Annotated in this window: 20 protein-coding genes; 9 read left to right on the forward strand and 11 right to left on the reverse strand. The window is 71.9% G+C overall.

Annotation, left to right across the window (positions count from 1 at the left end):
• Window positions 1-7: 7 nt before the first annotated feature.
• Window positions 8-640 carry an HAD family acid phosphatase gene (locus QA802_RS23995; protein WP_334526326.1) on the reverse strand — a complete coding sequence of 211 codons (633 nt, stop codon included), beginning with the start codon at window positions 638-640 and terminating at the stop codon, window positions 8-10.
• Between the two features lie 540 nt (window positions 641-1,180).
• On the opposite strand from QA802_RS23995, the gene QA802_RS24000 reads away from it, so the two are divergent.
• The gene (locus tag QA802_RS24000; RefSeq protein ID WP_334526329.1) at window positions 1,181-1,774 is read left to right on the forward strand and encodes a M23 family metallopeptidase; all 594 of its coding nucleotides are present in this window, start codon (window positions 1,181-1,183) and stop codon (window positions 1,772-1,774) included.
• An 11-nt stretch (window positions 1,775-1,785) separates the two neighbouring features.
• Here the strand turns inward: QA802_RS24000 and QA802_RS24005 are convergent, their stop codons facing one another.
• Window positions 1,786-2,373, reverse strand: coding sequence for a TetR/AcrR family transcriptional regulator (locus QA802_RS24005; RefSeq protein WP_334526332.1), 588 nt, complete (start codon window positions 2,371-2,373; stop codon window positions 1,786-1,788).
• A 170-nt stretch (window positions 2,374-2,543) separates the two neighbouring features.
• Between QA802_RS24005 and QA802_RS24010 the strand changes: the two genes are divergently transcribed.
• Complete coding sequence (locus QA802_RS24010) at window positions 2,544-4,124, forward strand: MDR family MFS transporter (protein WP_334526335.1); 1,581 nt, start codon at window positions 2,544-2,546, stop codon at window positions 4,122-4,124.
• A gap of 517 nt (window positions 4,125-4,641) precedes the next feature.
• Here QA802_RS24010 and cseC read toward each other — a convergent pair.
• The 5 genes from cseC to QA802_RS24035 all read right to left on the reverse strand — a co-directional run bounded on the left by cseC (window position 4,642) and on the right by QA802_RS24035 (window position 9,505).
• A complete protein-coding gene (gene cseC, locus QA802_RS24015; RefSeq protein ID WP_319169362.1) occupies window positions 4,642-5,976 on the reverse strand; it encodes a two-component system sensor histidine kinase CseC in 1,335 nt (444 codons plus the stop codon).
• A gap of 28 nt (window positions 5,977-6,004) precedes the next feature.
• Window positions 6,005-6,706 (reverse strand): two-component system response regulator CseB, encoded by a 702-nt coding sequence (cseB, locus tag QA802_RS24020; protein ID WP_334526340.1) that lies wholly within the window; start codon window positions 6,704-6,706, stop codon window positions 6,005-6,007.
• A gap of 293 nt (window positions 6,707-6,999) precedes the next feature.
• Entirely contained in the window at window positions 7,000-7,590 is a 591-nt protein-coding gene (locus QA802_RS24025; RefSeq protein WP_334526343.1) for a hypothetical protein, read from the reverse strand.
• A gap of 128 nt (window positions 7,591-7,718) precedes the next feature.
• Window positions 7,719-8,261, reverse strand: coding sequence for a SigE family RNA polymerase sigma factor (locus QA802_RS24030; protein ID WP_334526346.1), 543 nt, complete (start codon window positions 8,259-8,261; stop codon window positions 7,719-7,721).
• Window positions 8,262-8,572: 311 nt separating this feature from the next.
• Entirely contained in the window at window positions 8,573-9,505 is a 933-nt protein-coding gene (locus QA802_RS24035; protein WP_334526349.1) for an HhH-GPD family protein, read from the reverse strand.
• A gap of 293 nt (window positions 9,506-9,798) precedes the next feature.
• On the opposite strand from QA802_RS24035, the gene QA802_RS24040 reads away from it, so the two are divergent.
• Window positions 9,799-10,662, forward strand: a complete 864-nt coding sequence (locus QA802_RS24040; protein WP_334526352.1) for a hypothetical protein — start codon at window positions 9,799-9,801, stop codon at window positions 10,660-10,662.
• 52 nt (window positions 10,663-10,714) lie between these two features.
• Here the strand turns inward: QA802_RS24040 and disA are convergent, their stop codons facing one another.
• Together disA and radA are read right to left on the reverse strand one after the other, a co-directional pair.
• Window positions 10,715-11,839, reverse strand: coding sequence for a DNA integrity scanning diadenylate cyclase DisA (gene disA, locus QA802_RS24045; protein ID WP_319169355.1), 1,125 nt, complete (start codon window positions 11,837-11,839; stop codon window positions 10,715-10,717).
• Between the two features lie 79 nt (window positions 11,840-11,918).
• Window positions 11,919-13,328, reverse strand: a complete 1,410-nt coding sequence (gene radA / locus QA802_RS24050) for a DNA repair protein RadA (RefSeq protein ID WP_319169354.1) — start codon at window positions 13,326-13,328, stop codon at window positions 11,919-11,921.
• Window positions 13,329-13,546: 218 nt separating this feature from the next.
• On the opposite strand from radA, the gene QA802_RS24055 reads away from it, so the two are divergent.
• The gene (locus tag QA802_RS24055) at window positions 13,547-15,415 is read left to right on the forward strand and encodes a hypothetical protein (protein WP_334526357.1); all 1,869 of its coding nucleotides are present in this window, start codon (window positions 13,547-13,549) and stop codon (window positions 15,413-15,415) included.
• A gap of 30 nt (window positions 15,416-15,445) precedes the next feature.
• Here the strand turns inward: QA802_RS24055 and QA802_RS24060 are convergent, their stop codons facing one another.
• Window positions 15,446-16,249: a DUF3109 family protein gene (locus tag QA802_RS24060; protein WP_334534852.1), complete on the reverse strand. Its 804-nt coding sequence runs from the start codon at window positions 16,247-16,249 to the stop codon at window positions 15,446-15,448.
• Between the two features lie 155 nt (window positions 16,250-16,404).
• Between QA802_RS24060 and QA802_RS24065 the strand changes: the two genes are divergently transcribed.
• The 4 genes from QA802_RS24065 (at window position 16,405) to ilvD (ending at window position 21,268) form a co-directional block, all read left to right on the forward strand.
• Complete coding sequence (locus tag QA802_RS24065) at window positions 16,405-17,337, forward strand: Ppx/GppA family phosphatase (protein ID WP_334526360.1); 933 nt, start codon at window positions 16,405-16,407, stop codon at window positions 17,335-17,337.
• 180 nt (window positions 17,338-17,517) lie between these two features.
• Window positions 17,518-18,567, forward strand: coding sequence for a sugar phosphate isomerase/epimerase family protein (locus QA802_RS24070; RefSeq protein ID WP_443042173.1), 1,050 nt, complete (start codon window positions 17,518-17,520; stop codon window positions 18,565-18,567).
• Complete coding sequence (locus tag QA802_RS24075; RefSeq protein WP_334526363.1) at window positions 18,564-19,169, forward strand: TetR/AcrR family transcriptional regulator; 606 nt, start codon at window positions 18,564-18,566, stop codon at window positions 19,167-19,169. The genes QA802_RS24070 and QA802_RS24075 overlap by 4 nt, the downstream gene beginning before the upstream one ends.
• A 245-nt stretch (window positions 19,170-19,414) precedes the next feature.
• Window positions 19,415-21,268: a dihydroxy-acid dehydratase gene (ilvD, locus tag QA802_RS24080; RefSeq protein ID WP_334526366.1), complete on the forward strand. Its 1,854-nt coding sequence runs from the start codon at window positions 19,415-19,417 to the stop codon at window positions 21,266-21,268.
• A 126-nt stretch (window positions 21,269-21,394) separates the two neighbouring features.
• Here the strand turns inward: ilvD and QA802_RS24085 are convergent, their stop codons facing one another.
• Complete coding sequence (locus tag QA802_RS24085; protein ID WP_334526369.1) at window positions 21,395-23,647, reverse strand: serine/threonine-protein kinase; 2,253 nt, start codon at window positions 23,645-23,647, stop codon at window positions 21,395-21,397.
• 181 nt (window positions 23,648-23,828) lie between these two features.
• Between QA802_RS24085 and QA802_RS24090 the strand changes: the two genes are divergently transcribed.
• The gene (locus QA802_RS24090) at window positions 23,829-24,152 is read left to right on the forward strand and encodes an SH3 domain-containing protein (RefSeq protein ID WP_334526372.1); all 324 of its coding nucleotides are present in this window, start codon (window positions 23,829-23,831) and stop codon (window positions 24,150-24,152) included.
• Window positions 24,153-24,782: the final 630 nt, after the last annotated feature.

The raw sequence follows: 24,782 nt of genomic DNA on the forward strand, positions 1-24,782 counted from the left end.
TGCGCTCCTACGACAGCTGGCCGTTGTAGTCGGGCAGCTTGTACGTCGTCTCGGCGTGGCCGCCCGAGAGGTCGGTGGGGGTGTTGCCGATGTTCGCGATGATCGTGTAGCCCTTGGACTCGATGGTGACGCGCTGGGCGGTCTTGTAGGCGGCGACGTCCTTGAAGAGGTCGAGGAAGCCGCGTACGTACAGCCCGGAGACCTTGTAACCGACGGTCTTGAGGTTGTAGTCGGTCACCCCGGAGATGATGCCCGGGCGGGCGGTGACGAAGAACAGGGAGACGCCGTGCTCCTGGGCGTACTTGGCCACGTCGAGGACGGGCTTGTTGGCCGGCGCCGGGTAGCTGAAGCCGAAGTCGGACTCCAGGGTGGTGTTGTCGATGTCGAAGACGATCGCCTGCTTCTCGCCCGGCTTGGCGGCGGCGATCCGCTGCTTCAGCGCCGGCAGGGCCTGGTTCATCACCGCCTGGCAGTCCTGCTGCCAGGTCGCGTAGTCGACGTCCTCCGCGGCGGTCGCCGCGGCGGTGGAGGCGCCGGCGGCCGTCGCGGCCTGGGCTCCGACCGGAACGACCAGGGCCGTGGCGGCGGCCGTGGCGACGGCGGTCATGCTGATGCGGCGCTTCCAGGTGCCTCTGGTCATGTGTGGGGTCCTCTCGCGTCCTTGCACTGCCGGTGTCGTGGGCATGCTCATCGGTGGGGATGACTTACGGGGAACCAAGGGGTTACCGGAGGGAACCAGCGGGTTACTGGACGGTAGAGCCGAACGAGAGGCCCGTCACAGACCCGTGCACGTGAACGTGACCGGGGTCACAAGTGCCTTACGGGGCAGGGGAGTAGCCGCCGTCACATTCCGAAGTCCCCCGAGGCGGGCGGCCGGTGACATGCCGCACAAGGGATTTGGGCCCTACTAGGCCGGATAGTCGCGCTGCGAAACGGAACAAAAAGGACATGCGCATCGAGGGGTGCGGGCCCTCTCCGCAGCCTCCGGCCTGGGCGATGTCGAAATCGTCCGGAAGGGGGCGATCTGTCAAGAAGTGGGAAGTTTTGGGGTGAAGTACTAGCTTCCGTCGTAGATCACACGTTTGAGCCCATGCGGGCCTCGGGGTTACCAAGGGATGGCCACTGCGGCGGACGTTCACGCCGGGTGGTTTCTTCTGTCCCCTTCCCACACGAGGTCTTCATGTTCCAGCGCGTCACGTTCCGTTCTTCCCGTACGTCCCTGCTCCGCACCAGCGTGGCCGTCGGGGCCGCCGCAGTGGGCGCCTCGGTCGTGCTGGGGACCGGAGTGGCGTCCGCCGCCGCCCCCGCAGCGGCGCCCGCCGCCGTGCCCGCCGCCGCCAAGAAGGCCGTGTCGGCCTCCTGGATAGACCCGGTGAAGAAGTACAAGCTGTCCGCCGGGTTCGCCCAGGCCGGCAAGATGTGGCAGTCCACCCACAGCGGTCAGGACTTCGCCGTGCCGAGCGGCACCAAGGTCATGGCCACGCACGGCGGCACCGTGGTGAAGGCCGGCGGCAACGGCGCCGGCGACGGCCCGGCCTACGGCAACGCCGTCGTGATCAAGCACGCGAGCGGCGTCTACTCGCAGTACGCCCACCTCTCGCGCATCGACGTCAAGATCGGCCAGGTCGTGAAGACCGGCCAGAAGATCGCGCTGTCCGGCAGCACCGGCAACTCCAGCGGTCCGCACCTGCACTTCGAGATCCGTACGACCGCCAACTACGGTTCGGCGATCAACCCGGTCACCTTCCTGCACTCCAAGGGCGTGAAGGTCTGACGCCTGCGTGATCAGGCGCCCTGGTGCGCCTGGGTCACCAGATCGACCGCGACCTCGAGGACGGCTTGCCGCTTGTCCTCGGGGTCGCCTTCGAGGTCATGCAGGAAGAACATGCCGGCGTGCAGCGTGAAGATGGCGCTCACACAGCGGACCTGGTCGGTCAGTGGGGCCTCCGGGTCGATGATGATGTCGCGCAGGCTCCGCATGCGGTCCTTGAACGAGTCGCCGATCTGGAGCTCGCGCACCGTCGCCTGGTTCTCCTGCATGAAACGGAAGAGCGGGGCCGCCTCGGAGAGTGCCAGGCTGTAGCGGCGCACGAGTTCGTGCTTGGTCTCCAGTGTGTGCGGCTGGCTCCTGCCCCACTCGATCAGGTCCTCGATCGGCTTCGTCAGATCCGTGAAGATGCTGACGGTGATCTCTTCCTTGGTCTTGAAGTGGTAGTACAGCGCCGCCTTGGTGACCTCCAGGCGCTCCGCGATCTCGCGGAGCGAGGTCTTCTCGTAGCCCTGTTCGGCGAAGAGTTCGAGCGCCACGTCCTGGATGCGCTGGCGGGTGTTGCCGCGACGTTGCTGCTTGGTGCCGTCCATGGTGACGTCCATCCTCGTACTTCCGGGCTCCCACGAAGCGTCGGGTGCCGTCCGTCCGGCTCGTTGCAAGAAACTTACTTGACGCCCGGCTAGTTGCAGGTCTACCTTCCCCAGTGTAGTGAACTAGCCGGGCGGCAAGTAAGTGGCCGGCGGCGGTGAGTGGCACAGGGGAGTGGGGAACGATGGCGGACACGCAGACGACCGAGGCGGAAGCCGAGAAACAGCCCAGGAGCGTGCGGGTCGTCCTCCTCGCGCTCATGATCACGATGATGCTCGCGATGCTCGACAACATGATCGTGGGCACGGCGATGCCGACGATCGTCGGCGAGCTGGGCGGTCTCGAGCACCTTTCCTGGGTGGTGACCTCGTACACCCTGGCCACCGCGGCCTCCACCCCGATCTGGGGCAAGATCGGCGACATGTACGGTCGCAAGGGCGCCTTCATGTCGTCGATCGTCCTCTTCCTGATCGGGTCCGCGCTGAGCGGCATGGCCCAGAACATGGGCGAACTGATCGGCTTCCGCGCGGTCCAGGGCCTCGGCGCGGGCGGCCTGATGGTCGGCGTCATGGCGATCATCGGCGACCTCATCCCGCCCCGGGAACGCGGCAAGTACCAGGGAATGATGGCCGGCGTCATGGCGCTGGCGATGATCGGCGGCCCGCTGGTCGGTGGCACCATCACCGACAACTGGGGCTGGCGCTGGTCCTTCTACATCAACCTCCCGCTCGGCGTGGTCTCGCTGGCCCTCATCAGCGCCGTCCTGCACCTGCCGAAGAAGCGGTCCCAGTCGCGGATCGACTACCTGGGCGCGATGCTGCTGACCGTCGGCATCACCTCCATCGTCCTCGTGACCACGTGGGGCGGCACGGAGTACGCGTGGACGTCCGCGCGGATCATGGAACTCATCGGGATCGGCGTCGCCTCGCTCATCGGGTTCGTGTTCTGGCAGACCAGGGCCGCCGAGCCGATCGTCCCGCTGCACATCTTCCGCAGCCGCAACTTCACCCTGATGTCGCTCATCGGCTTCATCACCGGTTTCGTGATGTTCGGCGCCACGCTCTTCCTGCCGCTGTACCAGCAGTCGGTGCAGGGCGCCTCCGCGACCAACTCCGGCCTGCTGCTCCTGCCGATGCTCGGCGCGATGCTCGTCACCTCGATGGTCGCGGGCCGGGTGACCACGAACAGCGGCAGGTACTACGTCTTCCCGGTCGTCGGCAGCGTCCTGATGGTGATCGGCCTGTACCTGCTGTCGACGATGGACACCGGGACCAGCCGTTTCACCTCCGGGGTCTTCATGGCCGTCGTCGGCCTCGGCATGGGCTGCCTGATGCAGATCACGATGCTGGTCGCCCAGAACAGCGTCGAGATGAAGGACATGGGCGTCGCGTCCTCGTCCACCACCCTCTTCCGCACGCTCGGCTCGTCGTTCGGCGTCGCGATCATGGGCGCCCTGTTCAACCACCGGGTCCAGGACGTCATGGCCGAGCGGGCCGGCGCGCTGGGCTCGAAGGTCACCGAACAGTCCGCGCAGCTGGACGCGGCCAGCCTGGCGAAGCTTCCCGTGGCTGCCCGTGAGGCCTACCAGCACGCGGTATCGGCCGGCACGCACTCGGCGTTCCTGCTGGGCGCCGTGGTGGCCGTGGGCGCGCTGGCCGCGGCGGTCTTCGTGAAGGAGGTCCCGCTGAAGGGCGCGGGGCCCCAGAAGACCGACGCCCCGGCCGACGCCCCGGCCCCCCAGCCGCCCGTGGTCGAGGCCGTCTGACCCGCCGACCACACCCGAAGGCCTCCCGGCGGTAATCCGCCCCGGGGGGCCTTCACCACGACCCCACCCAACCCGTCGACCCTGTCCAGCCGTTGAGCCCCGTCCAGCCGTCGGCCCTGCCGTGGCCGTCGGCGCCCGTCCGGGACGTAGAGCTCGTTCGGGACGTAAGGCTCGGACGGGCCCTCGGCCCGTCGGGTGCGTCCGGCGTCGCGTCTGTCCAGACGTCGGCGTCTGTTTGAGCTGTTGGTCTCGGACGGGCCGTCGGGTCTGTCGGGACGTTGCGCTCGGACAGGCCGTCGGTCCGCCCGTCGGGGACTTCTGGGGGCGCGCCTGTCCAGCCGTCGGCTCCGTCCGCGCCGCAGAGTTCGTCTGGCCCGTCTGGCCCGTCTGGCCCGTCTGGCCCGGGCCCTTGGGCTGCCACCGGTCCGCAGGTCTCCGTCGACGGCCGGCGACGACGGTCCGCGACGGCGCGGGGCTTCGGGGCGGGCTTCTGTGGACTTCCGTGGGCCTCGGGGGCCTACGGCATCGTCGGGTAGCTTCCCGTGTTCGTCGGTGCGTGTTCGGGCAGCCACAGGACGGCGACGGCGCCCTCGGCGGGTATGTGCTCCGCGGCTCCGGCGGGCCGTACGTTGCGAAACGTCAGCCGGGCGCCCAGGACGCGGGCCTGGCCGGCCGCGATGGTGAGACCGAGCCCGTGGCCGCGCCCCGCGCGGTCGGCGCTGCCGGTGCGGAACCGCCTCGGCCCATCGGCGAGCAGGTTCTCCGGGAAACCCGGACCGTGATCGCGGACCCGGATGACCCGCCCCTCGACGGTGACCTGGATCGGCGGCTTGCCGTGCCGGGCGGCGTTGGCCAGCAGGTTGAACAGGACCCGCTCCAGGCGGCGGGGGTCGGTCGTGACCACCGACTCGTGCACGACCCGCACCTCCACCTCCGGGTCCTTGGCCGCCACCCGTCGGGCCACGAACTCGCCCAGCACGATGTCCTGCAGCTCGGCCCGTTCCGAGGCGCCGTCGAGACGAGCCACCTCCAGTACGTCCTCCACGAGGGTGCGCATGGCCTTCGCCCGGTCCAGGACCAGCTCCGTCGGCCGGCCGGGCGGCAGCAGTTCGGCGGCCGTCAGCAGTCCCGTCACCGGGGTGCGCAGCTCGTGCGCGATGTCCGCGGTGACCCGGCGCTCGGCCTCCAGGCGCTCCTGCAGCGTGTCCGCCATGGCGTCCACGGCTCTTGCCAGGTCGTCGGTCTCGTCGCGGACCACCCCGCCGATGGCGTCACGGACGCGGACGTCCGACTCGCCCCGGGCGACCTGGTTGGCCGCGGCCGCGGCCTTGCGCAGTCGGCGGGAGAGCTGTCCGCCGATGAGCACCCCGAGCGCGCTGCCGCCGAAGACCACCGCGATGGAACCGATCACCAGGGCCTGGTCGAGATCGTTCAGGATGTCCGTGCTGCGGTCGGTGAAACCGGTGTGCAGGGACAGCACGTGCCCGCCCTTGACCGGCACGGCGGCCCAGATGTCGGGCACTGAGCCGGGGCGGTCGGAGACGAACGTGGCCCGGCGTCCCTCCTGCATCTTGTGCCGCAGCGACGTCGGCAGACCGGGGTCGTCGATCTTGATGTTGGGGAAGTTCAGCCGCCCGGACTGCTCGTAGTTGCGTTGGGCGATCCGCACCCGCTCGTCGGCGAGGTCGCGGGCGTTGTCCAGCATGGACACGCGTGCGGCGTTGTGCACGACGAGGCTGAGCGCGACCGCCACCAGCGCACCGACCAGCGCGATCGCTGCACTCAGCTTCCACCGCAGCCCCGTACGGATGCCCGCGCCCGCTGCGCGCGCCGGTACCAGGCGCTCGATCATCCGCCGCATATCCCTGTCCCTGCCCCGCTCAGGCCTTCAGCTTGTAGCCGAAGCCGCGGACCGTCTCGATGCGGTCCTGACCGATTTTCGTCCGCAGCCGCTGGACATGGACGTCGACGACCCGGGTGTCGCCGCCCCAGCCGTAGTCCCACACCCGCTCCAGCAGTTTGTCGCGGGAGAGGACCGTGCCCGGGGCAGAGGAGAACTCCAGCAGCAGCCGCATCTCGGTGGGCGTCAGCGCCACCGTCTGTCCGGCCCGCCGCACCTCCATGCCCTCGGTGTCGATCTCGAGGTCGCCGAAGGTCAGCACACCCCCGTCGGCGGCGGTTTCGGGCGCGGCACGGTCGCCGACGCCCGCGTGACCGAAGCGGCGCAGCACGGCTCGTATCCGCGCGACCAGCACCGCTCCGTCGAACGGCTTGGTCACGTAGTCGTCGGCGCCGGCCTCGAGGCCCAGGACCACGTCGATGGAGTCCGCGCGCGCCGACAGCATGATCACAGGCACCGTGGACTCGTCGCGGATGCGCCGGCACAGGCTCACACCGTCCAGACCCGGAACCATCACGTCCAGCAGGGCGATGTCGGGGCGGTCGGCCCGGAACGCCTCCAGGCCGGAGAGGCCGTCGGGCATCGCGGTGACCGCGAAGCCGTCCCGCTCCAGGGCGAGCTGGGTGGCTTCGCGGATGACGTCGTCGTCCTCGACGAACAGGACGTGGGTCTGGTCTGCCATCCCGGTGCTCTCAGTTCTCGTATGCGGTCCCGTGCTGCTGTCGGGCGCTGGTCTCGTGCTGTTGTCGCGCGCTGTCGCGCTGCTGTCGGGGCCCTGTCGGGTTCTTGTCAGAGCGCCCCTTGGAGGGACGCGCAAACCACGGCGAGCGTTCACTTCCCGTGTCGTCGGCGTTGCCCGTTCGCCTTGCCCGTTCGCCTTGCCCGTTCGCTTTGCCGGTCACTTATTGATCGCACCGAGCAGCCCGATCGGTTCACGTCCGCCGAAGATCTCTCCGATCGTCGCGTCCGTGCGGGTCAGCCGGTGTCCGGCACGGGGGTCGGTTCCCCGCCGACGACGCTGCTGTAATCGTTGTGCCAGCTGTACTCCTTCATGAAGCGGCCCGAGGTCCAGCGGTACGTGATCACGTTCTCGCCGGACGGACTGGAGACCGGGTCGCCCTTCTCGTACACCTGCTTGGTCACCACGAGGTCGCCCCGGTCTATCTCCGCGTAGACGGGGGGCTCCTCGGCCTTGAACACGTTCTGGTAGCCGTCGTCGCTCTCGCGGTACACATACGAGCCCACGCCGACCGCGTCACCGCAGGTCAGCACGTTGACGACGACGTCGTCGCCGGTACTGCCGGTCAGGTGGCCGTATGAGACGTCGACCGGGTACTCGTCGCCGACACAGGGCTTGAGCCCGCCCTTGACCTCGGCCGAGACCGCCGGGTCGTCCTGGACGAGCTGGACCGCGTCCGACTGGTCGAGGGCCTGGGAGGCGGCGGCCTGGGGCAGAGGTGTCGCGCCCGTCACCGCGTCGGTGTGTGCGGGCCCCTCATCGCGTGCGCCGGTGCCGCCGGTGGCGCAGGCGGAGACGAAAAGGGCAAGGGCGGCGAGCACGGCCATCGCCGCGGTCGCCGCCTGGACGGCGCCACGGGCCGGTGTCGGCCCATGGCGCAGGCCGAAAGGGGCCCAGGCTCCTCGCCGCCCGCCCTCAGGACGGACGCCGGGGCCATCGACACCGCTCCTGTCGGTCAGGCCGCCGTGCAACGCTCCCGCTCCTCAAGCTCCAGCGCGCGTGCGTCCAGATCGCGGGCCTCCAGCTCCTCGCGGAGCCGGGCGAGCGCCCGGTGCAGCGTGCTCTTGACCGTTCCCGCCGACATGCCGAGGGCAGCGGCGGTCTCCTCCGTGGACATCTGCTCCCAGTGTCGCAGCACCACGACACTGCGCTGCTTCGGAGCGAGCACTTTCATCGCATCCATCAGCAGGGCGCGGTCCGCGTGCTGCTCGGTGGAGTCGTCCACCCGGGCGTCCGGGAGCTGCTCGGTCGGCACTTCCTCGAGCTTGCGGGCCCGCCACCACTCGGTGCGCGTGTTGATCATGACCCGGCGCAGGTAGGCGTCCGCGAGCCGCTTGTCCGCGATGCCGTCCCAGCGGCCGTACGTACGGGCCAGCGCGGTCTGCAGGAGGTCCTGCGCGTCGACCGGGTCCGGGACCAGACGTCGGGCGCTGCGCAGCAGCGCGTCCTGCCGCGTGCGGACGTATTCCTCGAACTCGAGCACCTCGCCCTGCGCCATGGTGAACCCTCCGTCTTTTCCCCGTTTTCGGCGGGCTGTCGCCTGCCGGTTCCTGCTGTGGTCGGTGGCCCGGTGTTCTCGGTGGGCACGCAAACGAAGCTACGGAGGTGTTGTCACGGGGCTGTCCGAAGCAGCCTGCGGCTAGCGCTCGGCTGTCCGTCGGTTGTGTAACGGAAACGGGTTCTGGGTAAGGAGGCCGGGCTGTTAGTCCAGATATGGGGCGTTGTGCCCCGTTGTCTTGTGTGACACGGGCACCGTCACGACTCGGTGAAGTCCGTGAAGGAGGCCGTTGTCTGTGATGTGGCTGTGTGTCAGCTCAGCGGCAGGCGGTACAGCCCGTCGGGCAGCGGCTCCACCAGTCCGTCCGCGACGAGCCCGTCCAGCGCACGAGCGCGTTGCACCGGCTCGTGCCACATCCGGTCGAGGGCGGCTTGCGGCACGGGCGCGTGTGCGTCCCGCAGGACGGCGAGCAGCTTGCCCCTGACCTGCCGGTCGGTGCCGGCGTACGTCTGACCGCGGCGCGGCGGACCGTCGTGCTCCGGCTTGCCCGCGAGCCGCCATGCGCACTGCGCGGCGATCGGGCAGCGCACGCACGTCTCGTTCCTGGCCGTGCACACGAGCGCGCCGAGCTCCATGGACGCGGCGGCCCAGCGCGCCGCCGTCGGCTCGTCCTCGGGCAGCAGGGCGCGGGCGAGCTTTCGCTCGGCGGCCGTGGTGGCGTTCGGCGGGTACCGCACGCCCGTCACGGCGCGCGCGAAGACCCGGCGGACGTTGGTGTCCAGAACGGCGTGCCGCTGCCCGTACGCGAAGGAGGCGACGGCCGCCGCCGTGTACTCGCCGATGCCGGGCAGCGCGAGCAGCTGGTTGTGGTCCGACGGAACGTCGCCGCCGTGCCGTTCCGTTATCGCCGCCGCGGCGCCGTGCAGCCGCAGGGCGCGGCGCGGATAGCCGAGCCGCCCCCATGCGCGGACCGCCTCGCCCGGGGCCTCCGCGGCCAGGTCGGCGGGGCGCGGCCAGCGGGCGAGCCACTGTTCGTAGACCGGCAGGACCCGGCTGACCGGCGTCTGCTGCAGCATGAACTCGCTGACCATCACGCCCCACGCGCCGGCGTCGGGGCGTCGCCAGGGCAGGTCACGGGCATGGTCGGCGAACCAGTCGATCACGGGGGAGTGCAGGTCCGCTCCGCAGGCGTCGGCATCGGCCAGGGAGGAGCTGCTGTGCGGGGGCTTCGTGGTCGCAGTCATGGCTCTTCCGATCCTGCCATGCCAACCGGGGCGCGCGCGTGCACCGCCACTCGGCCGGGACCGGCGGGGCGGCGTTCCACGCGCGCGTGCCGGGGGCGCGGTCTTGGGCGCGGTCATGGATGCGAACTGGGTGCGGCGGAGCGATCGTCAAGGGGCGATCGTCAAGGAGCGATGACGGCGTGGGCCGAAGTCGGGCGCGCGAGGCCGGTTTCCGGGATGATGATCCGGAAAAGTTGTGTTCCCAGCGGCGGGTGGGGCAGGTGAACACGACGATCTCTCGTACAGTTTGCGCCGTGGGATCTCTGCGCAATCCGGTCGGGCCGCTTCCCTCCTCCATCTACTGGCGACGGAGGGTCGTACTGCTGTCCGTGTTCGCCCTGTTGGCGTTGCTGACCTTGTGGGTCGTGACCTCGGGCGGGGGCGGCGGCAGGAACAGCGCCGGTAAGGGCAACGGCAAGAACCCCGCCTCGTCCATCACGCCCGGACCGTCCGGATCCGGGCCCGCGATCAGTCAGCACCCGGGCGGACGCGACGGGTCCAGCCCGGGGTCCACCAGCGGCTCGGGTGCGGACGCGGGCGCCGGCTCCGGCGGTTCGGACGGCGGCTCGGCCGGCGCCGGCGACACCGACGACGGCGCCAACGGCAGCGGTGACGGCGACACAGCAGGCGCCGGCGCAGGCGCCGGAGCCGGCGCCGGTGGGAGCAGCGGCGGCGCCGGCGGTACGGCCGCGACGCTGCCCCTCGGCACCACCCTCCCCAACTGCACCGCGGGCGCCGTCACATGGACGCTGCGTAGTGTCCGCAACGACTACTCGCCCGACCGGACGCCGACCTTCCAGCTGATCGCGAAGAACCGCTCGGCAAGCGACTGCAAGGTCGATCTCGGCCCGAAGCAAGCGGTGTTGACGATCACTCAGGCGACCGACGACGAGGACTACTGGTCCTCCGCGGACTGCCCCAAGGCGTCGGGCAGCCTGCTGTACCGGGTGCCGGCCGGGCAGAGCTTCACCTACACCGTGAAGTGGGACCGCAAGCCGAGCGCCCCCGAGTGCGCGACTCCGCCGGCCGGGACGGCCAAGGCCGGCACCTATCTCCTCGAGGCGCAGGCCCCGGGCTTCGCCAAGACCCAGACGTCGTTCGTACTCAAGGACGACTGAGCGCCGTTCGTGCCCAAGCACGACTGAGCGCCGTGCGCGGCCTCCCCGCGGTCTAGACGTACCGCTCCAGGATCGAGGACTCGGCCAGGCGGGACAGGCCCTCGCGGACGCTGCGGGCCCGTGCCTCGCCCACTCCGTCCACCGTCTGGAGGTCGTCGACGCTCGCGGCGAGCAGCTTCTGCAGGCTGCTGAAGTGCTCCACGAGACGGTCGATGATCGCTCCCGGAAGGCGCGGCACCTTCGCCAGCAGGCGGAAGCCGCGCGGGGAGACCGCCGTGTCCAGTGCCTCGGGGGAGCCGGTGTAGCCCAGTGCGCGGGCGACCGTGGACAGTTCCAGGAGCTCGGCGTGGGTGAGCGCGTCCAGTTCGTACAGCGCCTCGTCGACCGTGCGGGAACGCTTGGCCGTCGGCTCAGGCACATAGTCCCGGACCACCAGTTCGCGTTCCGGCTCCACGCCCGCGATCAACTCGTCGAGCTGAAGGGCGAGCAGTCGCCCGTCTGTGCCCAGTTCGACCACGTATTCGGCGATTTCGGTCGCGATGCGGCGCACCATCTCCAGCCGCTGGGCCACCGCCGAGACGTCCCGGACCGTCACCAGGTCTTCGATCTCCAGCGCTGACAACGTTCCCGCGACCTCGTCCAGGCGGAGTTTGTAGCGCTCCAGGGTGGCCAGCGCCTGGTTCGCGCGGGACAGGATGGCCGCGGAGTCCTCCAGGACCCGGCGCTGCCCGTCGACGTACAGGGCGATCAGCCGCATGGACTGCGAGACCGAGACGACCGGGAAGCCGACCTGCTTGCTCACCCGGTCCGCCGTGCGGTGCCGGGTGCCGGTCTCCTCCGTGGGGATCATGGGGTCGGGCACCAGTTGGACGCCGGCCCGGAGGATCTTCGACAGGTCCGAGGAGACCACGATGCCGCCGTCGAGCTTGCACAGCTCACGCAGGCGGGTGGCCGCGAACTCCACGTTCAGCACGAACCCGCCCGTGCACATCGCTTCGACCGTCTTGTCGGAGCCCAGCACGATCAGCCCGCCGGTGTTGCCGCGGAGGATCCTCTCCAGGCCGTCGCGCAGGGCCGTGCCGGGAGCCACCGCGCTCAGCGCGGCGCGCATCAGGCCGTCGGAACCGGAACTCCCACCGGACTTTCCGGGAGCTGCCGCCCGGTCGTTGGCTGCCACTGCACTCCTCCGGTCACTGGGGTCTGGGCGTCCCCGTTCGCGCACTCGTTCGTACGGACGGGCGAGACCAGGGCAAAGTCTACCGGCGGTCCTCCGCCTCCTGCGGGGCCTCTCGGCGACGGGACCGCGGCAGCACCCGCAGGGCGTCCCCCATGTCGGCCACTTCCAGGACCTTCATGCCCGCGGGGATCTTGCCGGGATCGCCCGGCACGAGCGCGTGCGTGAAGCCCAGGCGGTGGGCCTCGGCGAGCCTGCGCTGGACGCCCGTGACCCGTCTGACCTCGCCCGCGAGGCCCACCTCGCCGATCGCGACGAGGTTCTTGGGCAGCGGGGTGTCACTGGCGGCGGAGGCCAGGGCGAGGGCGATGGCCAGGTCCGCCGCGGGCTCCGAGAGCTTCACGCCGCCGACCGTCGCCGAGTAGATGTCCCGCTTGCCGAGTGCGCTGATCCGTCCGCGCTGCTCCAGGACGGCCAGCATCATCGAGACGCGCGAGGTCTCCAGGCCGGACGTCGTACGGCGGGGGGAGGGGATCTGGGAGTCGACGGTGAGCGCCTGCACCTCGGCGACCAGGGGCCGGCGCCCCTCCAGGGTGACCGTCAGACAGGTGCCCGGGACCGGTTCGTCACGTCGTGTCAGGAAAAGTCCGCTCGGGTCGGCAAGGCCGGTAATGCCCTCGTCGTGCAGTTCGAAGCAGCCGACCTCGTCGGTCGCCCCGTACCGGTTCTTCACGCCGCGCACCAGGCGCAGCCGTGCGTGCCGGTCGCCCTCGAAACTCAGGACGACGTCGACGAGGTGCTCGAGGAGACGCGGGCCGGCGATCGCGCCGTCCTTCGTGACGTGGCCCACCAGCAGAGTGGACATGCCGCGGTCTTTGGAGGCGCGGATCAGGGCGCCCGCGACCTCGCGGACCTGGGCCATGCCGCCGGGCGCACCGTCGATCTCCGGGGAGGCCACGGTCTGCACGGAGTCCACGATCAGCAGGGACGGCTTGACCGCGTCCAAGTGGCCGAGGACGGCCGCCAGATCGGTCTCGGCGGCGAGGTACAGGTGGTCGTCGATGGCGCCGATGCGGTCGGCGCGCATCCGGACCTGCGACGCGGACTCCTCGCCCGTGACGTACAGGGTGCGGTGCTCGTCGCTCGCGGACTTGGCGGCCACGTCCAGCAGCAGGGTCGACTTGCCGACGCCCGGCTCGCCCGCCAGGAGCACGACCGCGCCGGGCACGAGCCCGCCGCCGAGGACGCGGTCCAGCTCGGCCACGCCGGTGGGGCGGGCGGTGGCCTGCCGCCCGTCGACCTGACCGATGGGCAGGGCGGAGGTCGTGACGCGGCCCGGCGCCGTGGTGCGGACCGCGGGCGCGCCGTACTCCTCGACCGTGCCCCAGGCCTGGCACTCGGGGCAGCGGCCGAGCCACTTGGCCGTCTGCCAGCCGCACTCCGTGCAGCGGTAGGACGGACGGTCCTTGGTGGTCTTCGTACGGGCAGCCATGGGGAAACCGTAGCCGCCCCCACCGACAGCCGGACGCGCCTGTGGACGACGGGGGCGCGAAACACCGGCACCCCTTGCGAATCAGCCACGCTCCGTCACGAACGAGCCACCGGGCCTCCGGGGTGGTCCCCTTTTGAGGGATCGTTTCACCCGTACGGATTAAATGGACTCAAGGGACAAGAAGACCCGGTTCCGTGCCGCCTACGGTCGCACGGGTGATGAGCAGCAGCCCGGAAACCTCGACCCGCACGACCGGCGCGCACCGGGCGCACCGGGAGGCGCGAGACGGCGCTGCGGCGCGCACGCTCGCGCAGCGGCCGTCCACGCGCTACGAGCCGTACCTGGACGGCCTGTTCACCTACTGTCTGTCTGTTCTGTGCGACCACGAGGCGGCCACCGCGGCCCTCGGCGACGCCCTGGCGTTCGCCGAGCGGCGCGGCCAGCGCGGCCCGCACACCCCGGGCGACCGCCGGGCCTGGCTGTACGCCCTCGCCCGCTGGGCCTGTCTGCGCAAGCTCGCCGAGGCCAGGCAGAAGCACCGGAGCGCCCACGCGTCGCACCGCGACGGTCGCCGCCGGCAGCCGGGACAGCAGCCGGGACAGCAATCGGCGACGGCCGCCGCGTCCGCCGCTCCCTCGGCCGCCTCACTCACGTCCTCCGCCGCCTCACTCACGTCCTCCGCCGCCTCACCCACGTCCTCCGCCCGTTCGGCCGCGGCCGGCGCGCCCGACGCCGTCCAGGAACGGCAGAGACGCGAGCTCTCCCTGCTGGCCTGGCCGGAAGCCGCCGGCACGACGCCGGAACAGCGCGAGGCGCTCGAACTCGCCGTGCGCCACCATCTCGCCGTCCACGAGGTCGCCGCCGTTCTGGGCAAGGACCTCGTCGCCGCCCGCGAACTGCTCGCCACGGCCGCCTGCGAGGTGGAACGCACGCGCGCTGCCCTCACCGTGGTCGAGACCGGCGGCTGCCCCGGCGTGGCACGGCTGACCGGCGGGAGCCGGCTCGTGCTCAGCGCCGCGCTGCGCCGTGAACTCGTCCGGCACGTCGACGACTGTCCGCGCTGCCGCCGGGCCGCCGGACGTGCCGTCCCCGGCCGCTGGCCCGGCGCCGGCGTCACCCCCGCCGAGCTGCCCGTGCTGGAAGCGCCCCGCGCGCAGCTGCACGCCGCCATGAACCACCTCCCGCGCGCACGGCGGACCGCGGTGCCGCGCTACGACCGGCGCGGCTTCCCTATGGACCCCAAGGACCACGCCGCCCGCCGGGAGCGTCTGCGCGCGCGTGCGGTCACGACGACCGTCGTCGCCACCGTCGTCGCCGCTCCCGTGCTCGCCCTGTGGGCGGCCTACCGGGGAACGCCGACGGGGGAGGGCGCCGAAGGCCGCCCGGTCGGCGTCAGTGAGGCGCACGGCTCCGACAACCTGGACGACGAGGCGGAGGCCGGCTACGAGAACGCCGGGAACGCCAGCGCCCGCCCCCGGAGCGACGGCGCGAGGGGCGACGACACGGATGTGTCCGTGGAGGTCGTCAGCGTCACGGGACTCGCCCCGAACGCCGCCGGGCGGCTCTCCGTGACGGCCGCCACCCACGGCGACACCACGCTCGTCACCCTGACCGCGGACGTCGACGCGGACGGTCCGGTCCGCTGGTCGGCCGTCACCGCGGCGCCCTGGCTGTACCTGAGCCGGTCCGCGGGCGTCCTGCGGCCCGGCGAGTCGGTGACGGTGAAGGTGTACGTGGATCACCTGCGCGAGCCGGCCGGCCCGTGGCACGCACGCGTGGCGATCGCCCCGGCCGGCGCCGTCGTCTCCATCGGGGGCTACGGCACCGCCCCCGGCCCCTCCGCCCCCGGGAACGGCCCGGACCCCGGCCCCGGCACAGGCCACGGCCCCGGTACGGGCCATGGTGACCCGCCCCCGGCCACCGACCCGGAGCCCACGCCCACGACGCCGTCCACACCGGACCCGACCCCCACCGACCCGCCCTCCGACCCCGACCCGGACCCTGACCCCACCCCGGCCGACCCGTCCCCGGCCGACCCGCCACCGCCGACCGGCGACGGCGAACCCCCGAGCCCGGAGACGTCCTGAGCCGCGGCCCGGCGGGCGCGCCTCGGACGTTCAGCTCGTCGGAGGCGCCGGGTCCGCCGGGTGCGGGGCGAGGAGCGGGAGCTGTCCGGCGAGTCGTTCCTCGCACAGTTCGACCAGGCGGTCGTAGCCGGCCTTGCCCATCAGCTCGGTCAGTTCCGGCCGGTAGGAGACGTACACCGGGTCGCCCGCGCCGTGCGCCGAGGTCGCCGACGTGCACCACCAGTGCAGGTCGTGGCCGCCGGGACCCCAGCCCCGCCGGTCGTACTCGCCGATCGACACCTGCAGCACGCGCGTGTCGTCCGGCCGGTCGATCCAGTCGTACGTCCGCCGCACCGGAAGCTGCCAGCAGACGTCCGGCTTGGTCTCCAGCGGTTCGCGGCCCTCCTTCAGGGCCAGGATGTGCAGCGAGCAGCCCGCGCCGCCCGCGAAGCCCGGACGGTTCTGGAAGATGCACGACCCGTTGAACGGACGGGTCTGGCGCGAGCCCTCGTCGTCCTCCGTGATCCAGCCGTCCTGTGTGCCCTCGGCGTGGTGCTGCCAGACGTCGGGGGTGAGCCTCGCCACATGCCCGGCGACACGCTTCTCGTCGTCCTCGTCGGAGAAGTGGGCGCCCAGCGTGCAGCACCCGTCGTCCGCGCGGCCCGCCTGGATGCCCTGGCAGCCGCTGCCGAAGATGCAGTTCCAGCGAGAGGTCAGCCATGTCAGATCGCACCGGAAGACCTGTTCGCCGTCCGCCGGATCAGGAAACTCCACCCACGCGCGCGCGAAGTCGAGCCCCTTCTCGTCCGCTGCCGGGGTCGCTTCCGGGACCTTCTTCGCCTGCTTCGCCTTCATCGCCTTCTTGGTCGCCGTCACCACGTCCGCCCGCGAAGAACCGCCGGTGGATTTGTCGGTCTTCGCCTTTTTCGTCTTTGGCACTCGTCCAGGGTAAGACGCGGGAAGCCCCTTCGGGGACGGCCCACGGCCGCACGGGCAGTAGCGTGCCCTACATGAGACTCGGTGTCCTCGACGTGGGATCGAACACGGTGCATCTGCTGGTGGTGGACGCCCACCCCGGCGCGCGGCCCCTTCCCGCGCACTCGCACAAGGCGGAACTGCGCCTCGCCCAACTCCTCGACGAGGACGGGGCGATCGGCGACGACGGCATAGACCGGCTGATCGCGGTCGTCCACGATGCGCTGCAGGCCGCCGAGGACAAGGGCGTCGAGGACCTGCTGCCGTTCGCGACCTCCGCCGTGCGCGAGGCCACCAACGCCGACGACGTCCTCGCGCGCGTGCAGGCCGAGACCGGCGTGGAGCTCCAGGTCCTCACCGGCGCCGAGGAGGCCCGGCTCACCTTCCTCGCAGCCCGCCGCTGGTTCGGCTGGTCGGCGGGCAAGCTGCTCGTCCTGGACATCGGCGGCGGCTCCCTGGAGATCGCGTACGGCATGGACGAGGAGCCCGACGCGGCCGCGTCCCTGCCGCTGGGCGCCGGCCGCCTCACCGCGGGCTGGCTCCCGGGCGACCTGCCGGACCCCGAGGACATACGCGCCCTGCGCCGTCACGCCAGGGCGCAGATCGCCCGCACGGTCGGGGAGTTCAGCCGCCTCGGATCCCCCGACCACGTCGTCGGCACCTCGAAGACCTTCAAGCAGCTCGCCCGCATCGCCGGCGCCGCCCGCTCCGCCGACGGCCTCTACACGCAGCGGGAGCTCAAGCGGGAGTCCCTGGAGTCGTGGGTGCCGCGCCTCGCCGGCATGACGACCGCCCAGCGCGCGGAGCTCCCGGGCGTGTCCGAGGGCCGCGCCAACCAGCTGCTCGCCGGCGCGCTGGTGGCCGAGGGGGCGATGGACCTCTTCGGCGTGGAGGCCCTGGAGATCTGCCCCTGGGCGCTCAGGGAGGGCGTGATCCTCCGCAAGCTCGATCACATGGCGACGACGTGATCCGGGCCTGCGGCGGAGCGGCGGCCCACGGCGCGCACCACCCCGGCGCATCCGTCCGGCGTACGGCCCTGGCGCAGCACCCCGGCGCACCCGCCCCGACGACGAGCCGTCCCGTGGGGAACGCCACAACGGCGAATGGGGGCGCGGTCCCACCCGACCGCACCCCGTAACCTGTCCACCATGGCAGAGCCAGTCGTGCGGATCCCCGATGCGAAGGTCGCCCTGTCGACGGCCTCGGTCTACCCGGAGTCGACGGCGACGGCCTTCGAGATCGCCGCGCGCCTCGGGTACGACGGCGTCGAGGTCATGGTCTGGAACGACCCCGTCAGCCAGGACATCGACGCGCTGCGCAGGCTCAGCGACCACCACCGCATCCCGATCCTCGCCGTTCACGCCCCCTGTCTGCTGATCACGCAGCGGGTGTGGTCGACCGACCCGTGGACGAAGCTGCAGCGGGCCCGCGCGGCGGCGGAGAAGCTCGGCGCGAGCACCGTCGTCGTCCACCCGCCGTTCCGCTGGCAGCGCCAGTACGCGCGCGACTTCGTCACCGGCATCTGGCGGATGGCCGACGAGACGGACGTGCGGTTCGCCGTCGAGAACATGTACCCGTGGCGCTACCGCGACCGCGAGATGCTCGCCTACGCGCCCGACTGGGACGTCACGAAGGACGACTACCGGCACTTCACCATTGACCTCAGCCACGCCTCGACGGCCCGCGCGGACGCGATGCAGATGGTCGACCGCATGGCCGACCGGCTGGGCCACGTCCACCTCGCCGACGGAAACGGTTCGGCGAAGGACGAGCACCTGGTGCCCGGGCGCGGCTCCCAGCCCTGCGCCGAGCTGCTGGAACGGCTCGCGCTGACCGGCTTCGACGGGCACGTCGTCATCGAGGTCAACACGCGGCGCGCGATGTCCGGCGCCGAACGGGAGGCCGACCTGGCGGAGGCCCTCGCCTTCACGCGCCTGCACCTCGCCTCGCCCTCCTCGCCTGCCTCACCCGCCACGGTGTCCTCCCCGGCCGCTCCGGCCGCCGCGCCCCCGTCGAAGCCCCCCGCGCCGCCCTCAAAGCCCTCGGGGTCCTCAACGCCCACAGCGTCCTCGGCGTCCACTGGGTCCGCCTCGTCCGATGTCCCCTCGGGGGCTGCGATGCCGTCCTCGAGGTCCTCCTCCCCGAGCTCCCCGAAGTCCCGGGCCGCGTTCCGGCGCCCGAAGGCCCGCCGCCGATGACCGGCGTCACCGCCCGCAGGCGGGGCCGCCCCCCACGCGCGGAGTCGGCGGACACCCGGGACCGCATCCTGGCCGCCGCCCGCGAGGAGTTCTCCGAGCGGGGCTACGAGAAGACGTCCGTCCGAGGCATCGCGAAGGCGGCCGGGGTGGACCCGGCGCTCGTGCACCACTACTTCGGCACCAAGGAGCAGGTCTTCGAGGCCTCGATCGAGGTGGCCTTCGCGCCCGCGCTCAGCGCGCCGGACGCGGTCGCCGACGGGCCCCCGGACCAGGTCGGCGAGCGGCTCGCCCGTTTCGTCCTCGGCGTCTGGGAGAACCCCACCACCCGCAAGCCCCTGCTGGCGATCGTGCGCTCCGCGGTGAACAACGACACCGCGGCCGCCGTCTTCCGGCGCCTGGTCGCCTCGCAGCTGCTGCGCCGCATCGCCGCCCAGCTGGATCTGCCGGACGCCGAGCTGCGCGCCGAACTCGCGGCGGCGCAGCTGGTCGGCTGCGCGATGCTGCGGTACGTGATCAAGGTGGAACCGCTGGCCTCGGCTGATCTGGAGCAGATCATCGCGCGCGTGGCGCCGGTCGTACAGGGGCACCTGACCGGACCGTGAGGCGCGACCCGGAGGGGGCGCGAACGCGGGTACGCACGCGGGTCTGCACGCGGGCTCGCAGGCAGCCCCGCACGCGGGCTAGACGGGCAGTCCCGCACGCGGGCTGACGGGCAGCCCCGCACGCGGGCCGGGAGGTGAGACATGCATCCCGGTATGCGGACACAGTGTCCGCCCTCTGGATGACCGGCGTACGCTCGTCAACAGTCAGAAGTCTCTGATCGCAGTCTCTGAAGGAGCGAGCGACGATGCCCGAGCTGAGGTCCCGCACAGTCACCCACGGCCGCAATATGGCGGGCGCCCGCGCCCTTATGCGCGCCTCTGGTGTACCCGGTGCGGACATCGGCCGGAAGCCGATCATCGCGGTGGCCAACAGTTTCACCGAGTTCGTGCCCGGGCACACGCACCTCCAGCCGGTCGGCCGGATCGTCAGCGAGGCGATCACCGCGGCCGGCGGCATCCCGCGCGAGTTCAACACGATCGCCGTCGACGACGGCATCGCGATGGGTCACGGCGGCATGCTCTACAGCCTGCCCTCCCGCGACCTGATCGCGGACAGCGTGGAGTACATGGTCGAGGCGCACTGCGCCGACGCCCTGATCTGCATCTCCAACTGCGACAAGATCACCCCGGGCATGCTGAACGCGGCGCTGCGCCTGAACATCCCGACGGTCTTCGTCTCCGGCGGCCCGATGGAGTCCGGCCGCGCCACCCTCGTCGACGGCACGGTCCGCACGCTCGACCTGGTCGACGCGATCTCCGACGCCGTCAACGACAAGATCTCGGACGAGGACATCCTCCGCATCGAGGAGAACGCCTGCCCGACCTGCGGCAGCTGTTCCGGCATGTTCACGGCCAACTCGATGAACTGCCTGACCGAGGCCATCGGCCTGTCGCTCCCCGGCAACGGCTCGGTCCTGGCCACCCACACGGCCCGCCGGGCGCTGTACGAGGACGCGGGCCGCACGGTGATGGACATCACCCGCCGCTACTACGAGCAGGACGACGAGACGGTCCTGCCCCGCAACATCGCCACCATCGCGGCCTTCGAGAACGCGATGGCCCTCGACATCGCGATGGGCGGCTCGACCAACACGATCCTGCACCTCCTCGCCGCCGCCCAGGAGGCGGGCGTCCCGTTCGGCCTGGAGGAGATCAACGAGGTCTCGCGTCGCGTGCCCTGCCTGGCCAAGGTCGCGCCGAACGTCGCGAAGAACCGCACGTACTACATGGAGGACGTGCACCGGGCCGGCGGCATCCCCGCCCTGCTCGGCGAACTGCACCGCGCGGGCCTGCTCAACGAGGACGTGCACGCGGTCCACAGCCCGTCCCTGGGGGACTGGCTGAAGACGTGGGACGTCCGTGCCGGCTCGCCGTCCCCGGAGGCCCTGGAGCTGTGGCACGCGGCCCCCGGCTGCGTCCGCTCCGCCGAGGCCTTCTCCCAGTCCGAGCGCTGGGAGGCGCTGGACGAGGACGCCGAGGGCGGCTGCATCCGCTCCGCCGAGCACGCCTACAGCAAGGACGGCGGCCTCGCCGTGCTGCGCGGCAACCTCGCCGTCGACGGCTGCGTGGTCAAGACGGCCGGCGTCGACGAGTCGATCTGGACCTTCGAGGGCCCGGCGGTCGTCTGCGAGTCGCAGGAGGAGGCCGTCGAGAAGATCCTCAACAAGCAGGTGACGCACGGCGACGTCGTCGTCATCCGCTACGAGGGCCCCAAGGGCGGGCCGGGCATGCAGGAGATGCTCTACCCGACGTCCTTCCTCAAGGGCCGCGGCCTCGGCAAGACCTGCGCCCTGATCACCGACGGCCGTTTCTCCGGCGGCACCTCCGGCCTGTCGATCGGCCACGCGTCGCCCGAGGCTGCCTCCGGCGGCACCATCGCCCTTGTCGAGGACGGCGACCGCATCCGCATCGACATCCCGAACCGCACCATCGAGCTCCTCGTGGACGACGCCGAGCTCGCCCGGCGCGAGGCGGCCCTCGGCGGCGTGTACGCGCCGAAGCACCGCGAGCGCAAGGTGTCCGCCGCCCTGCGGGCCTACGCCGCGATGGCCACGAGCGCCGACAAGGGCGCGGTGCGGGACGTGTCGAAGCTGGGCTGACGCCCGCGACCGACACCAGGACCGGCCCCGTGAGGGCCGTCTCCGCCGATACCCGTGCGGAGGCGGCCCTCGGCGCGTTCGCGGTATCGGTTTGGGTATCGGTATCGGTATCGGCGGTGGCGGCGGCTACCAGTCCTCCGGGGCCCGCCCGTCCACGGTGAAGACGGTCCCGTCGGGCGCACCGGTGTAGACACGGCCGTCGACCGCAGTGGGCGCGGGCAGCGAGGCCACCACCCTGTCCGACTCGGCCCCGAGGCGCAGTCCCGTCTGCCCGACGAGCCTGCCCTTGTCGGCGTCCACCGCGAGGAGACGTCCGTCGGCGGCGCCGAAGTAGACGTGCCGGCCGTCGGCGGACGGCGCCGAACCCCGGCTCACCGCCGTCTGCAGCGACCACAGCTCCTTCTCCGCGGCCGTGTCTACGGCCACCAGCGACCCGTCGAAGGCCAGCAGGTATACCCGGTCGCCGTGCACGGTGGCCCGCACCCCCTGGAGGGCGACGCCCAGGCCGGTGCGCCGTGGCGCGGCGTCCCCCGGCCGGTAGCGGAGCACGGCGTCGACGTCGCCGTACGCACTGCCCTCGGACAGCAGGACGAGGCTGTCGCCCGCGGTGCCCGCGGGGACGACCGTCCCCTCGAACCGCTTCTCCCACCGCACCTGGCCCGTCGCCGGGTCCACGGCCGTGATCCGGGTGCGCCGTCCGTCGTCCGAGGTGCTCGACGCGTAGGCCAGCGGCCGCGCGTCCTGCGCGAACGACACGAAGTACGGCTCGCTCAGCCCCGGGATCGGCCGGCTCCACGCCGTCCTGCCCGTCGCCGCGTCCACCCCGGTCACCCTGCCGTCGGCCGCGGTCAGCAGCAGGGTGTCGCCGACGGTGCGGACGCCGGGGTACGGCGTCAGATCCCGCTGCCAGCGCGGCACGCCCGACGCCGGGTCGAGCGCCTCCATCCGCCTGCCCGAGTCGGTGACCACCAGCGCCAGTCCGCCCGCGAGCGCCGGCGCCTTGACGGGCCCGTCGCCCTCGGGGACCGCCCGCCGCCACAGCATGCGTCCGTCGGACGCGTTCAGCGCGGACACCTGCCCGGCCTGGGCGCAGACCAGCAGTCGTGCGGCGTACCCGCACTGCGGCAGGCCGCCCGTGCCGCCGCCCGCCTTCTGGCCGCCGCGCTTCATGGGCTGCACGCTCCAGTCGGCGAGGGCGGGCGACGCGGAGTGCGCGCCGCCGGCGTTCCCCCGCCCACCCCGGCCCGCGCCGTCGAGCATCCGCGCCGCCCCGAGCGCGCCGCCGCAGAGGACGACGGCCAGCGCACCGGCCGCGAGCACCCTCCACCCACGTCGTCCCCGCGGCTTCCCGCCCCCGTCGGCGGTCCCGGCCTTCCCGCCCGTCCCGCTGTCCCCTGCGGTCCCGCCGTCCCCTGCGGTCGCGGCCGCGGTGGTCTGCCCGGATTCCCCGGCCGAGGGGGAGGTGGGGGAGGTGGGGGCACCTGCCCACGCCCCGGGCTCCGACTCCTTCTGAGCTCGCTGCGGCGGTACGAACACCTGGGTGTCGTAGGAGGCCGCCACCGTCCGCAGTGCGCGCATGAGTTCGTCCGGGGTGGGCCGGTCCTCCGGCTCCTTGGCGAGGCAACGCGTCACGAGGGGCGCGAGGTTGTCCGGTACGCCCGTCAGATCCGGTTCGTCGTGGACGACCTGGTAGGCGACGACGTACGGGCTGTCGGAGTCGAACGGTCCGCGTCCCGTCGCCGCGTGCACCATCACGGAGCCGAGCGCGAAGACGTCGGCGGCGGATCCGACCTCCCGCGGGCGCCGGAACTGCTCCGGCGCCATGAACGGCGGCGTGCCGATCAACTTGCCGGTCTCCGTGTGCAGTTCGCTGTCCTTCGGGCGGGAGATGCCGAAGTCGATCACCTTCGGACCGTCCTCGGCGAGCAGCACGTTGCTCGGCTTCAGATCCCGGTGCACGACCCCGACGCGGTGGATGTCCCGCAGTGCCTCCGCGAGGCCGGCCATCAGCCGCCGCAACTCACCGGCGTTCATGGGCCCGTTCTGCTTCACCTGCTCGGCGATCGTCGAGCCGGGGATGAACAGGGTGGCCATCCAGGGCCGTTCGGCCTCCGGGTCCGCGTCGACGACGGGTGCGGTGAACGCCCCGCTCACGCGGCGGGCGGCGGCCACCTCCTGCCGGAAACGCCCCCTGAACTCGGGATCCCGGGCGAACCGGGCGTGCACGACCTTGACCGCGACCTTCATCCCGGAGGTGCTGCGGGCCAGATGGACCACGCCCATGCCGCCGGAGCCCAGGCACTCCTCGAGACGGTAGTGACCTGCATACTCCGGAAGTTCAGCTTCCGCGCCCGCTCCGGTGTTGCGCTGTGGCGTCATGGACCACCCCCGTGCTGTTCATCCGCGCGCGCGACGCACGGAGCCTAGTCGATGAGTCGTGCGGCGCAGAGGCGGCTTGCTAGCCTCCGCGTACGAATTCCGCACACGTGTTTCATGGCGGGTTTCGGGGGAATCAACGGGACCCCATGGCAGTCATGGGGTGCAACGGGGGAGGTTTCACATGTCTGTCGACCGCGTGGAAGAGGCCGGGAACAGCGACGCGGCGGAAGCCGTCGCCACGACCGCGGCCGCCGCGCTCACCTACTATCCGGTCGCGCCGGGCGTCCGGCTGAACGTGCGCAGCGGCCCGGGCACCGGCTACTCCGTCGTCCGCGTCCTGGCCGAGGGCGCGCGGGTCCCGGTCTACTGCCAGAGCCCGGGCACGTGGGTCTCCGGCCCCTACGGCACCACGAACATCTGGGACAACATCGCCGACGGCCAGTACGTCTCGGACGCGTACGTGCGCACGGGCAGCGACGGCTACATCGCACCGCGCTGCTCCTGACCTCGACGGCGGCGATCGGGGGGCGCAGGCCCGGCCGACCGGGCGCCCCCCAAACAGACCGAACCAGCGCAACCGCACCCCGGCCCGGCTGGCTCGGCCCGTCGGCTCGGTCAGCTCGACTTGGCTTCGCCCGTTCAGGTCAGCCCGTTTCGGTCAGCCCGGCCCGTTCGGCTGGGCTCGTTCGGCTGGCTCGTTCGGCTGGGCTAAGCCCAGGCCTGGCCACGCCCGGCTCGGAGTCGTCCGGACACGCGGTCCGCTCGGCCCGGTCCGGCTGGTTCGGCTCGGCTCGGCTCCGCCCGGTCCGGCTGGTTCGGCTCGGCTCGGCTCCGCCCGGTCCGGCCGCGCCCGGTCCGGCTTTGCCCAGGTCCCGCCCGGTCCGGCTTTGCCCAGGCTCCGCCCGGCCCGGCTCGGACTCGTCCCGACACATCCGGTCCGCGCGGCCCGGCTCCGCCCGTCGGTACTCGCGGGGGCGGCGTCCGTGAGCACCCACCCGGTGGGCGGTGGCGGCGACTTCGGGCGGGTGGCACCCGGCTGGGGCGGTCCGAGCAACATCGGTGCCGCTCCGCAGGGTCCGGTGCCGCTCCGCCGGGTCCGGCTCCGCCCGGCTTCGCCCGGTCCGGCTTTGTCCAG

The sequence above is a fragment of the Streptomyces sp. B21-105 genome (genome assembly GCF_036898465.1).
In the GTDB taxonomy this organism is placed as follows: Bacteria; Actinomycetota; Actinomycetes; order Streptomycetales; family Streptomycetaceae; genus Streptomyces.